The organism is Clostridium sp. MCC328 (genome assembly GCF_018785465.1).
GTDB classification, from domain to species: Bacteria; Bacillota; Clostridia; order Lachnospirales; family Lachnospiraceae; genus Pilosibacter; species Pilosibacter fragilis.
In genome coordinates, this window is record NZ_WQPW01000029.1 from 1 (window position 1) to 13051 (window position 13051).

Genomic DNA, 13051 nt, shown 5'->3' on the forward strand with positions numbered 1-13051 from the left:
TATCTGGAAGAACTTTTAGAAGCTTAAAAATAGCTGAAAACAGAATTGGTGGTAGACAATCATTCATGCGTTTGTCGTGGTATGGGCAAAAGAAAAACTTGCAATCTATGAAAAATAGTGTTACCCTTAAAAGGTACGATTTTATTAGGAAGAGGGGGTTGGCACATGAAAAAGCCCGGAAATAAAAAGTTGTTGAAGAGCAATCGTATATCCGGTTTTCAAAAGGCCGATCACCAGAAACTACCTATAGATAAGACCAGACGGATTATATCGCAAAAATTTCACTTTTTTAAGATTTTCAAAGTTGGACTTATAGGAGCGCTCATTTTTGGTATTTTGTTTGAATTGGCCTTGGAACATGTTCCAGGGCTTTTATTATGGTCTATTTACGGTATTATTGTTACAGTTATCCTGAAGGAAATATGGGATATCGTCAAAGAACGATATAAAAGCACTGATGAATATAAGAATATGATGAGTTCTTCACAGAGTCCATGGCAGAAAACTGTAATAGTGTTTGGGTGTCTTTTTGATATTGTCTTGCAGAGTGGAGAAGTCTTTTTTGGAGCTATACTCATGCTGAGCGTTACTGGTGGGGCAGTATGGGCGAGTGTTCATGGAAATGCGCGTACAGCTGCGGCAGTAAAGGCATTTATTGCATATGGACCTGCTGATGAGGCTGCTCAAATGGAAGAAAAGAAAACTGATATAGATGTAGAAGAAACAATAGTCGATAAAACGGTGGTATCTTCAGATGACAAATATAGTAATGTAGAGTCATCTCGAACATTAGAGCCGCAAGACATTCGGGATGAATTGTCTATGGAGGTTTATTCAGTTAAAAATTCAGACTATTCTCTTATGGATGAAACAGCTGTAAAAGCTGAACAGATAGAAAAGGCTCGCAGAATGCGGTTGGAAATCCCGACAAAGGACTGGTCCATATCTGCTGAGGATCGGGCAAAGTTCCTCTTTATGACAGGTGAATATGCCATTAGTACAAATTGGACTGCTGAGCAAGCTGCAGTCAAGTTAAAGGCTGATATTGAAGCAGTAATTGCATGTCAGTATCTGAATGATTTTGATATTAGAGCAGATCAATCACTCCGAAATTTGGTTTCGGAAGCCAGTGCCCAGGATAATACTTTGGTATCTTCAAGAGAAAAAGATCATATTATTACTGTTCGTTTGGATGCATATACAATTTATGGAAAAGCTTCGCTTGCCAGACTTCTGGCTGAAGATTTTCATTGTTATGCCTTGGCTTACCAATACTATAATGGTGACCGGGATATTATTACTTCATATTATCTGCAGTCAGTTAAATGGCTTTTTGAAAGCCTGAAATACGCAGAAAATTCCCCAGAATCCCAAATAAATATTCTTGTATCACTAAGATATCGTTATAATGACATTATGACTTATTCGGAGCCAAAATCCGAGCAGTGGGAACGAGCGAAGCTATTGTCGGATGCATTAGATGAAATTATTGAAGAGAGAAAGTAAGGAGGGCGATAAGCTTGTGAATCAGGCTTGTCGCGCTTGTTATATATAACAGCTACCTATAGAAAAATGTCGTTAAAGCGTAAACGTCAAACCATTTGCCTGCCAATAATAAAACGCCGCTTCATCAGCGGCGTAGTTTCCTGCATGCATCTGGAAGCGCTGAGGACCAGGGCATCAGATCATCCAGTTTTGAGGGATCTATATTTCCATTTTCATCACTGCGCTTCGGTAGTTCTGCAAGGATGTATCGAAAATAGTAATATGGGCGCAGGTCATTCAGCTTTGCTGTCTCTGAGATACTGTAACGGAGGCGAACCTCATGGTTCCTGGTCAGTTTTTAACGATCAGTGGAGCAGGAATCCCTACATAGTCAGTTCCTTTGCTTAGTAATGGGTCTGTGTATTTTTAAGTGGAATCGTAAATTCTGTTGCAAGAGAGCCTAACGCCCTTAATTATCATAGAAGAATCTTATTTACCGAGCCTTTCTCATAGTCTCCCATATTTCATTATAATGGAGTACAGGTGCTCCCAATCTGTTCCAGAAGGCATGTGGTATAGCTTTAATAATGTTTCTAATTCCGGCAATTCCAATGTATTGCCGTATGGTCTACGTGTTAAACGAGATTCCTTTTCAAGAAAAATTCCTCCGCCACCTCCCACCTGTGTTCGAATCGGATAGAGGTGGGGCAGTGCTTGTTAAGAAAGAAAAATTCTGCAATACACCCGCTTTACGGTTTACACCCGCCAGCGTCCGTCCTATAATAAAGTATAACAAATACAATACAGGGGGCTGGTATTATGAATAAACTGAAAAGGTGCGGAATCATTTTCCTTTCATGCATGACACTGTCCGCGGCAACGACTACTGTTTTTACTGCAAACACGATCATCGCCGAAGCTCATTCGGGACGTACAGATGCTAATGGAGGTCATCGTGACAATAAGAATAAGAGTGGGCTGGGAAGTTATCATTACCATTGTAACGGGCATCCTGCACATTTGCATACGAACGGTGTATGCCCGTATGCAGTGGGGGGCCAGACAGATAATAGTTCTGCAGGAAACAGCAGCACCGCGGCAGCAGAAGCACCTTCGATCACCTATGATCTGATGAACTCTTACTCCAGAGTGTTTGATCCAGATTATTACTACAATACATATCCGGATCTTCAGACTGCGATTGGAACAGATAAGCTGGCACTGTTCACGCATTTTTATAATTCTGGCATGGCGGAGGGACGAAAGGGGTGCGCGGAGTTTGATGTGAATGTATACAAAGAGAATAATACCGATCTTCAGACCGCGTTTGGAAGCGATTTGAGGAAGTACTATGAGCATTATATGAATACTGGATGGGCGGAAGGACGGACGCATTAAGGGAGAGCGTGGTCCTGATAAAACAGAGGTGCCGCTGCGTGTATGAGTTGTTTATACATGCGGCGGCACTGTTGCTTTTTAGATTTTGACGGTGAATTACAGAAAAAGGTAAACGGTACAACGCATATTCTTGCTAAAAAATAAGCTGCCTGATTTAATCTCAGATAGCCAGGTTTATTGTTTATGTATCTCAGTTGGAAGTTTTTCCGACCACGGAAGCCAATACTCTAAGTGGTGGTTGTAACGTAGACAGTTTTTATGAATAATACGGGTTGAAATCCATCACCTGTCCGGCGTGTGAAAATCAATATTCTGTTTTAAAAGTTAGAATATCTGCAGTGAGATTTATGCCTGCGAGACGATGAACGTTTGATTAAAAAGTTTAGAAGAAGTGCACGATGGTATGCTAGAATGAGTTGACAGGCAGGGGGATAAAAGCAGACATATGGAAAAATATATAACAATAAGAGAACAAATAAAAGCAAAGAACATTGAAGCCTTCAGATTTTTCACCAGAGCTATCGATGATTAAGGTATTGTCTGTTTAGATGGATAATTTACAACGTATTACTCATCGTTTCTTGTTGCCACAATCGTTAAAACCAGCGGTGGTATTGAACCCTCTTACCAAAAGAAACGCTTTTCTACCTTTAATAATTCAATTCTCGAATTCAAGCAATGGCTTTTTGACAATGACTGTCATGATGTCTGTATGGAATCCACACGCTATCATTACACGCTCTATATCATTTCAAAAAGTTGCCTGCCTTAGACAGTTTATTCAAGTGTGCCAATTTATTGTCTCCCTCTACTTTCTTTCGCACTAATCCTACTTTAGCGAAAAATATCTATGTTAGGAATTTTAGTGCAGTAAGACTAATAATCATCAGGGTTATCGTGTTTTGTTCCAGATAAAGGTTGACAAACCCAAATATAGATGCATAATCATATGTAGAATACAATATGTGGAACATGATGGGGTGATACATATGCCTATAGAGGATGAATATAGAAAAATATATGATAATGAAGTAAACAGGGAATTAAAAAGGGAAATAGCCATTTATGAAGATGAAACAGAAATAAATAATTATCAGCCATTGAGTCATAACTGCAAGGAAAAATGTGTCAATAAATGTGACCATCAATGTTATAAGAGCCTTGGGAAACTAATGAGAAAGAATATTGTTTTTTACTGTTACGGTGAAGATGAAGTGGTAGCGAAGTTTAATAACGGGCTTTTTGCTGATTTAGAAAAGGCTATAAAAGTAGCTTACAAAATGCGATTGCCGCACCGTGAACCCAAGATGGATGGTCTACCAAGCGAAGTTTTATTGGATGCTATCGTACAATCATTAGTTCCTGGCGCATATAAATTGGCTGTTCGAACAATATTTCGCCAGAATGATAATAACGAAATTAAAGGATATGATTTGACTTATTTTACAAACGTGAATGGAAAAATAACATTATGGCTTGGTCAGGCAAAAATGGGCAGCAAGCAATACTGTAAAAATGGAATTTTAGATGATTTAAATAAAAAATACTCAAGTTTATATTTGGCGGAACAAATTTATTTTCTGGCAGATAAACCGTCAGGACTTACTAACGAGGGAAAGCAACTTGCTGACTTATTAAGTGAATTAAATATGTTAAATGCATTGGAAAATGATAAAAAACGCGCTGAACAATTGATGGATTTTCTAAAAAGTAAAAATATAGATATATGTATACCCTGCCTTCTGGCTTATGATAACTCAAATATATATTCTGAGACTATGAATATTGAAAATAAGATGAAGGTGGAAATGAATTGGATGAAACACTACTTTGAAAAGAACTTTAAATTCGAAGATATCAAACCAAAATTAATTTTTATTATATTTCCAATAGAGAATATCGAAGCCTTACGAGGAAATGAGGGATTTTATGCTGGATTATGTTAATTTGCTTTTGGATGCAATAAATAAATATAATGAAGATGATGTTGATAGTAAAAATCGATTAAGGGACTTAGTGTGCATTATTTCTGAAAATGATAGCGTAAAAAGTGATCCCCTCATTAAAGAATTATTGTATACAGCATCGCATAAAATGCGTATTTTTGGGTACAATGTGCAGAATGGATTTTATAAACAAGAAAATATTAATGAAAAACATATATCGGAATTACAGGCCTTATACAATCAAAGCATTGTTAACATGTATAGATCCAAAGTAAGAAATAACAATATTCTAGATAAAAGTCAGAAAAGTATTATAGATTTTTATCAGTCATTAGACATAAAGAGAATGTTGATTAGTGCGCCAACTTCTTATGGTAAGACATTTATTATGCGGGAAATCTTATACTTAAATCAAGAAAAATATAAAAACATATTGCTGGTCTTCCCAACAGTTGCATTATTGCGAGAAAATGCATTGAATATGGAAGAATTAAATCAGGATAAGAAAATGGGATATAATGTTATTAAATCTATTGATCGCGAAATAGATTGCCAGGATAGAAATATCTTTGTACTTACGCCTGAACGAGCGATGCAGCTTTTAGCTCAATATCCTAATATAGAAATAGATTTCTTCTTTTATGATGAAATGTATAAAATTGATGAAGATTATTGTAATGATGAAACAGATGATAATGATGAGAAGAAAAACTCATATGCGGAACGAACATTCTTAGATGAAGCAAGAGCAAAGACTTTTCGTATTTGTTTATATTTGCTTTCAAAAAGAGTAAAAGATTATTATTTAGCTGGACCCAACCTGAAAAGAGAGAAGTTTGGAAAAGGAATGCAAAGATATATTGCTGAAAATAACATACAAGTTAAAGAAATAGAGTTCGAACCTACAAAAAGAATAATGGTAAAAGCATATAATAAGGTAATAGACGAGGACTATACAAATTTGCCGTATATAGAAAAACCAGGAATAGTAAAAATACATAGCAAGGTTAATGACAGGATCTGTGATGTAGTGAATTATATCGAGCAAAAAGGATATGGTGCTACAATATTATATTGTACAACGCCTGCAAAAGCGAATGAATATGCCACTAAGTTAGCGGAAAATCATCAGGGGAACGTTGTTAAAAATGAAAGATTTTCTGAGTTTATAGAGCATCTAAAAAGAAATTATAATATAGATGGATCTATTAATGAATGGAGTTTTGTGAATGTGCTGGAAATGGGATTCGGAATGCATCACGGAAAAATGCCTAAGTATATACAAAAAGAAATTTTGGATTTATTTAATGAGGGCATATTTAATTTACTTTTTTGTACATCGACTATTGTAGAGGGCGTTAACACCAATGCAAAGAATATGGTTGTATTAAACCATAGTAAGGGAACAAAAGAACTAACAGTTTTTGATTTTAAAAATATCATTGGTAGAGCGGGTAGGTATTATCATAATTTTGTCGGGAGATATTTTTTAGTCGATAAAGAATTAGAAAAATTTGAACATACAGAGGATTTGACGCTTAATTTTGTTACATATGATGATCAAGAATTGGATCCGGTAGATATAGATAATTCAGAGTATATGGATCTTTCGGACATAAATAAAAATCTCAAACATAAAAGAGAGGAACAGTTTAAAGAATACTTATTGACAAATGATATATATGAAAAAAATAGATTAATAAAAAGAGAATATCAAGAGATACTTTTAAGATTTCTACTTGATAATAATATTCTTTATAATAAATTTTATAGGTATTTATCTTACCCAGATATATTAATGCAATTTACGACATACCATGCAATGAATACTGTGCTTGATATTTTTGAAAAATCAGGATTACTGGACGCTACTATTGTTCGAAGATATAAAGCCGTTAGCAATACATACTGTAATGAAGGATTTCATGGATTATTGAGGTATGAAATAGACAATGCCCGAGGAGATAAGGTGAAACATAAACGTATCGATAAAGCGTACATGGATGCGTTCAAAACACAAAAAGATATTATAGAACATAAAATTCCTAAGATCCTAGCACTATTTGAAACTATTTTTTCATATGCATCATTGTTGAGGAGAAAAACATTAGATAATTTTTCATTATCTAAAGTTTCGCGTTTTTATGAAACGGGTGTAAAAAGTTATATTGGAGAACAACTAATTGAATTCGGATTCCCAGTTGATGCAATTAAAAGAATTGAGGATAACAATTTAAGGTTATTATCTATGGATGCAAGTGCAAGTCAAAAATACATATTAGAACACTTGGAGGATATTAAGCAGTTGTTGGATTCATATGAGAGAGGATTATTAGATAAAGCTTTAAAATCGATTTGTAGCTAAGGTTAGTTAAGTAAATTGTGAACTATATAAAAAAATTAAGTCAGATTATATTAATATAAAATCTGGTCCAATAAAGGAAGAATACCTATGATTCTCATCTACGCCTACATAAACAAATTCAAAAACTACACCACCCAGGAAATCATCTTCGATCCCCGCTGGCAGATCAATTTCTCAAACGAAAAGCTGTCGATCCAATACCGTGGTCAATCATCAGCGTCTGCGGTCATCCGTGGAGACAGGAAACCTGACAACCTGCATATTCTTGTTGGAAAAACAGGGTCTGGAAAGACGAATCTGCTTCAGATGATCGGGGCGAAGCATGATGTGCGGTATCATAGGAAGTGGGAAGGAGAGGCTGACTCGTATTTTCTTCTTTATAGTATCAGCGATACGGAATTTTTCCTTGAGATATGTGACATGGAGATCATGCAGTTTCCGAAGCCTGTGGAGAGGGATGATTTGACGATTCCGGAGCCGATCAGGGAGAATGCGAGGCGTGCGGGGACGCTGCGGACGGTGCGTTTTGCGCTGGAAAAAGCGTTGAAGCCGGGCGAGACGGCGGTCAGATTTTGCGCGGTAAAAGAGTATGGATACGAAAGAAATCTTCCGGAATTAAAGGTCCGCGACATGGCGATGATCATGAACTGTTATGATGTTCATGCGTTTATACGGCCGCCGTATCCGGATGATAAGGAGGATTTTACGGATTTCAGGAGTGACTGGATCGGCAGGGCGGCTTTCCCCTATCAGAGGACATCGCTCTGGCAAATCTGCGGCTATATTCGGGAATATCTTACGAGTCTGGAACCAGGGAGCGGGAAACGTCAGGTTTCGTTTGTGCTGTCGACGCATAATTTTGCGGATCAGTATCCGTTAAAGCTTTCTAAGGCAGTGGAGAAGGAATACTGGACGTTTTATGACAGACTACAGGATGAGAAACGCGCAATTTATGATGCGGAGACCAGGGAACGTGTACGGAAGAGGAAAAAGAAGAAAACGCTGACGAACAAGCAGATGTTCATTCATGATCTGTGGACGGATTACGCGAAGTATCTGCGGAAATGGGTCGAGAAGATCCGGAACTTTAATGCGGAAGAGGAGCCGGCGGAGGACCTGGATGCTTACCAGGAGTTTATGGACTATTATATAGGGAAAACGCGCAGGGAGAGCATCGATCCGACTGTGCTGCCGGATGGAGAAAAAATGTCCATTGTCAGGAGATGTACCTGGCTGGCGGAGTATATAGACAGAGCCGGGGATGGGGATCCGCATGGGCTGTTATGGCAGATCATGGGGGATATTAAGGACATTGTCGGTTTTCTCGAGAAGCTGGATGAGCGGTATTTCACGGTGGACACATGCTCCATACCGGTGGTCGATATGGAGAGACCGGAGTATCGGGAAGTGTTTGATGAGCTCTTTGAACGCATGGAGCAGTATCGTCCGGATGATGCAGGTATTTTTACAGAGTGTCTTCTTCCATACGAGTTTACAAGACTCAGCACCGGGGAATACCAGTATGCCAAGGTTCTTGGTGGGCTGGAGGACTATTTGAAGCTTTCGTCTTCCGGCAGGGCTAACAGAAGGCTGGACAAGATCATACTGATGGACGAGCCGGAGGCGTATATGCATCCGGAATTGGCACGGCAGTTTATCGCCCGTATGTTGAAAATTGTTGAGAAATATCAGGGATCTTCTACGATCCAGATCATACTCAGCACGCATTCGCCATTTATGCTTTCCGATGTCCTGCCGGAGGAGATCACCAGGCTGACGATCGACCGGGAGACAGGAAATGCGTTGGTAAAGAACGGGTCAGATAAGGAATATTTTGGTGCAAATATTCACACGATTCTGGCGGATGGATTTTTCCTTGATTACACCATCGGGGAGTATTCCAGAAGCTTTCTGCAGAATGCTTTTTCGCGGCTGGAGATGTACGCGGATCATGGTGACGCTGATGAGTCGTTTTTGATGTCGATGGAACAGTTGATCCCGCACATCGGAGACCGGATGATCCGCAGGGCATTTGAACTTCAGATGGAGAAGGTGAGAAAGCATGATTAAAATACCCGAGAAAGAGGGGCGGCTTTCCGCAGCTAAGGCCGCTCATATTGAAGCAGTTATAGCATTTGTGAAAAGGAAGACGGAGGGATACAGGAGAGACCTGTTTGCAAATATCAGCCGTGTCATGACTGTTTCAGGGACCTTTGAGGACATGAGTGCCAGGGATGACTGGAGCTGGCTTTCTGATTTTATCCTGGCAGATGTGAAGACTTTGAAGCAGATGATCGGCAGGCCGGAGCTGCTGCAGTTTAATGAGTTTAAGAGAATGTATTCCGATTATTTCAGTGCCGGAAGTGATAAATATGTGGATGCGTCAACGAAATATAATGCGTACACGTTTATTGAGAACCTTGGTGTCACGATCTGTCCCTACTGTGACGAGGAGTATCTGGATGTTGTTGAGAATGGAAATGGAGGAAAACAGAGGACACTGGAGATCGACCATTTCTTTCCGAAGGGAAAATATCCGGCGCTCGCAATGTGCTTCTATAATCTTGTTCCCAGCGGGCAGAATTGCAATGGAATGAAGCGAGAGGAGCTCTTGGGAATGAATCCTTATGAAGAGGGAATCGAAGGATGTACATGGCTTTACCCGGATCTGCCCGTGGGAGTTAACATGGAAAAGGTCCCGGCTGCTGACTGCACGATCCACTTTCATCCGAAGGCGGGAATGGAGAAGAATGTGAAGGCGCTTCATCTGGAAGAACGCTATGAGCGGCATAAAGCCACAGCGCATAAATATCTTCTTTTGCGGCAGCAGTATGACGATGCGAAAGTGGAAGAGATGGTAAAAATGGGAATGTTCCCGACAAAGGATTTCGCGTATAGGGTGCTGTATGGAGAGCCGTTGGATGAGGAGGCGGAAGAGGGGATTTTGAGGAAGTTGAGGAGGAATATTGCAGGTAGAGGGTGAGAAGAGGATGCCCGGCTGCGTGGTTGAGGGGTAAACGGTACAACGCACGTCCTTCGGTAGAATTTAAAATAAGGATAAAACTATAAATGAGCAAATACCGAAAAGTGCACAAAAATTATGACTTATTGTGCATGTAACACGGACATTGATTCGTTTAATATTCTTAATGTCTGCATGTGAAAGACTTAATAGTGCAGTTTTTCAAATTTGCTCATTTATAGTATAAAAATAAATAATCGAAGAGCAGAAGTGAGGATGAGTCTATGAATAATAATAGTAAGGAAGAGCTGAAAGGAAATGAATTTAATCGACTTCTTCTTGTGCCTTGCGAAGAAAAATTACTTATCGGAGAGTGTGCTGCCTCTGCTGAATATAAAGTTAATGTAGCTTGTAAAAACAACAGTGCCTTGCAGTGATGATACTGAGAGCATAGCGAGAGAAAAAATTCTTATGCGTGCGAAAACTTGTGCGCTGGCAGCAGAACTTCAAAAAATGGTGGAACATGTTCCGGCAGTTGAAGAGTGGAGAAGGATAAAAATGAGTTTATGGAGATTCGGGAGGTGAAATGGTAACAAAAGAAAGTAAAAAACTTCAATTTTTTTCCATTTTTTCGTCACAAATCCAATTTTATTACGTTTATATTAGTAGAACATGTTGATCAGACCGGAATTTTTCCGAAAAAACGTGGTCGTTTGCCAGAGAAATGAGCTGAAAACGGAAAACGGAAAACGGCAGACGGCGGCAGAACTTTGGTGAAATTCTGGTTAAAACCCTAAAGAACCGGAATACAGGTTTATTTGAACCGATAGGCGGATGTGGTCCTACGAATATGACGAATGGAGGAGGAATGAATATGGTCGTGTTAAAGAATTACAAAATCAAAGAGCAGAATGGAATGTATTATATTGTTCCGTCAAGCGTTCCGGGATGCCCGCAGTGCGGTGGAGAGATGAAGATCCGTGACAGCAAGAGGCGGAAGGTGATTTTTGCGGATGGTACGGTGGATACATTTGTTTTGCGGCGATACAAGTGTACGGTGTGTGGGCGTGTTCATCTGGAACTCCCGGACATCATGGTTCCTCATAAGCATTATTCGAGGTCGGCGATCATCAATACGATAAATGGTGAGAGAAACTGTTCCGCGGAGCAGTCGACGATTTACCGCTGGAACCGGGAGAAGATGCAGCTTGAACGTCTGCTGGTTCAGGTGGAAGATAAGAGTCCGGAAGCAAAGCGGACTGACGGCGATAATAACTGCAGGTGCGCAGGAAATTAAATATGAAAAAGCGGCAGGTGAAATACCTGCAAAAGGGGAAATGAAAAAGCAGCAGGTGAACTGCCTGAAAAGGGGAAAATGAAAAAGCGGCAGGCGGATGCCTGTAATTTGTGTGATCAGTGATTATGATGGCCGGTCAGTCAGAAATGGCTGACCGGCGTTTTTGATTGCCATGTATCCGAAAAAATGTCAGAAGAAGATTCTGTCAGTTCATAGAAAACAATGATTGAAACAGAGCACAGAATCCGTGCATAAGCTGAAAAATTGGCCATTCGCGCGTCGCATACCTGACCGTGACCGAACGTGGAACATATATAGTCCGAATATGGGCAATATACAAATAGTGTCAATGTATGTTATATAGAAGACATCAGAGTAACTGTTTGTCAGATTCGCGGATATTTTGCGGGCTGAAAAGTGTGTTGGGCTGATATGCACGGAGGATAAAATGATAAGTTACAATCGCTTGTGGGAGACCATGGAGAAGAGAAAGATCAGTCAATATCGGTTGATCAAGGAGTTTGGCTTAAGCTCCGGCCAGATGAGCCGTCTGAAGAAGAATACATATGTTTCGACGCATACGTTGGAGACGCTCTGCCGGATCCTGGACTGCCGGATCGAGGATGTGATGGAGGTTTCTTTCGAGGACGAGGAGAAGGAAAATAAGGCGAATTGACACTGATCTTTACCGGAAAAGAGTTCCGATAAAGACCAGATATTTTTACGATTCTTTTTCCACGCGGTCAAATGAGATGCGGACGATGTCCGCAACGCTGCAGTTTAAGATCCAGCACAGAGTTTCCAGAGTATGTGTGGATACATGTTCATTTTTACGGATCCGATGGAGCTGGCCGGAGCTGAAATGATAGCTGCGGATCAGGCGGTACTGGCTGATGCCTTTTGACTTTAAGGTGTTCCAGAGCGGGCTGTAATCGATCATGAGAAACGCCTCCTTTCCTTATATAATGCGGCAGAAGTTCTGCCATAGTAAAGAATAAAAGATATTTAGGGGAATTTGTGGAAATATAAGGAAAAACAGGTCGAATCTTGCGGATGTTGGCAGGAAATACAAATGAGAAAATAGAAAATGTATCGCTGGTGAGCAGGCGTGGAAACCGAAAGAGAAGAATTTAGGCGGTTTCTGCCGGATTACGAGTCTATGGATTGAACGGGTCAGCCTGGAATGTCCTGGAAATAACGGCGAGAAATGAGACAAAGGAGGAAACGGTATGGTTAAATATACAAGGTTATGGGAGACAATGCAGAGAAAAGGCATCAGCCAGTATCGCCTGATCAAGACATATGGAATCAGCAATGGTCAGTTGAACAGGCTGCGGAAGAATTTATATATTTCGACGCATACCGTGGAGACTTTATGCAGAATTCTGGACTGCCGCGTGGAGGATGTGATGGAGATCGTGTTCGATGAGAGCGACGAGCTTTTATGGTCTCCGGGACTGGAAGAGGAGCGGCAGAAGCGGGAGGAGCTGGAGAAGAAAAAGAAGAGGCAGGGACAGTAAAGCTCCTGTGTGGCAAAATTTGGTGCATAACAGATTGCGGAAATGCATCTGTTTGCGATATCGTGAGCAGAATCCGGC

The 13051-nt window shown here is 40.1% G+C and carries 12 protein-coding genes; 11 read left to right on the forward strand and 1 reads right to left on the reverse strand.

Going from position 1 to position 13051, the window contains the following annotated elements; genetic code table 11:
- From GPK83_RS05565 to GPK83_RS05615, 10 genes are all read left to right on the forward strand, one after another.
- The coding region (locus tag GPK83_RS05565) for a hypothetical protein (RefSeq protein ID WP_215704230.1) at window positions 1–185 on the forward strand (185 nt) is incomplete at its 5' end.
- Window positions 166–1506: a hypothetical protein gene (locus GPK83_RS05570; protein WP_117505420.1), complete on the forward strand. Its 1341-nt coding sequence runs from the start codon at window positions 166–168 to the stop codon at window positions 1504–1506. The genes GPK83_RS05565 and GPK83_RS05570, both read left to right, overlap by 20 nt.
- 840 nt (window positions 1507–2346) lie before the next feature.
- A complete protein-coding gene (locus GPK83_RS05580) occupies window positions 2347–2883 on the forward strand; it encodes a YHYH domain-containing protein (protein ID WP_215704283.1) in 537 nt (178 codons plus the stop codon).
- A gap of 965 nt (window positions 2884–3848) precedes the next feature.
- Complete coding sequence (locus GPK83_RS05585) at window positions 3849–4829, forward strand: Hachiman antiphage defense system protein HamA (protein ID WP_215704231.1); 981 nt, start codon at window positions 3849–3851, stop codon at window positions 4827–4829.
- Entirely contained in the window at window positions 4813–7194 is a 2382-nt protein-coding gene (locus tag GPK83_RS05590; RefSeq protein ID WP_215704232.1) for a helicase-related protein, read from the forward strand. The genes GPK83_RS05585 and GPK83_RS05590 overlap by 17 nt, the downstream gene beginning before the upstream one ends.
- Window positions 7195–7281: 87 nt before the next feature.
- Window positions 7282–9264, forward strand: a complete 1983-nt coding sequence (locus GPK83_RS05595; protein ID WP_215704233.1) for an AAA family ATPase — start codon at window positions 7282–7284, stop codon at window positions 9262–9264.
- Entirely contained in the window at window positions 9257–10177 is a 921-nt protein-coding gene (locus GPK83_RS05600) for a hypothetical protein (RefSeq protein WP_215704234.1), read from the forward strand. The genes GPK83_RS05595 and GPK83_RS05600 overlap by 8 nt, the downstream gene beginning before the upstream one ends.
- Before the next feature lie 263 nt (window positions 10178–10440).
- Window positions 10441–10593: a hypothetical protein gene (locus GPK83_RS05605; protein WP_015552331.1), complete on the forward strand. Its 153-nt coding sequence runs from the start codon at window positions 10441–10443 to the stop codon at window positions 10591–10593.
- Between the two features lie 413 nt (window positions 10594–11006).
- Complete coding sequence (locus tag GPK83_RS05610; RefSeq protein ID WP_215704235.1) at window positions 11007–11453, forward strand: DUF6431 domain-containing protein; 447 nt, start codon at window positions 11007–11009, stop codon at window positions 11451–11453.
- Window positions 11454–11901: 448 nt separating this feature from the next.
- A complete protein-coding gene (locus GPK83_RS05615; protein WP_117470870.1) occupies window positions 11902–12129 on the forward strand; it encodes a helix-turn-helix transcriptional regulator in 228 nt (75 codons plus the stop codon).
- 45 nt (window positions 12130–12174) lie between these two features.
- Here the strand turns inward: GPK83_RS05615 and GPK83_RS05620 are convergent, their stop codons facing one another.
- Window positions 12175–12393: a helix-turn-helix transcriptional regulator gene (locus tag GPK83_RS05620; RefSeq protein WP_117483469.1), complete on the reverse strand. Its 219-nt coding sequence runs from the start codon at window positions 12391–12393 to the stop codon at window positions 12175–12177.
- A 289-nt stretch (window positions 12394–12682) separates the two neighbouring features.
- Between GPK83_RS05620 and GPK83_RS05625 the strand changes: the two genes are divergently transcribed.
- The gene (locus GPK83_RS05625; RefSeq protein WP_117483468.1) at window positions 12683–12973 is read left to right on the forward strand and encodes a helix-turn-helix transcriptional regulator; all 291 of its coding nucleotides are present in this window, start codon (window positions 12683–12685) and stop codon (window positions 12971–12973) included.
- Window positions 12974–13051: the final 78 nt, after the last annotated feature.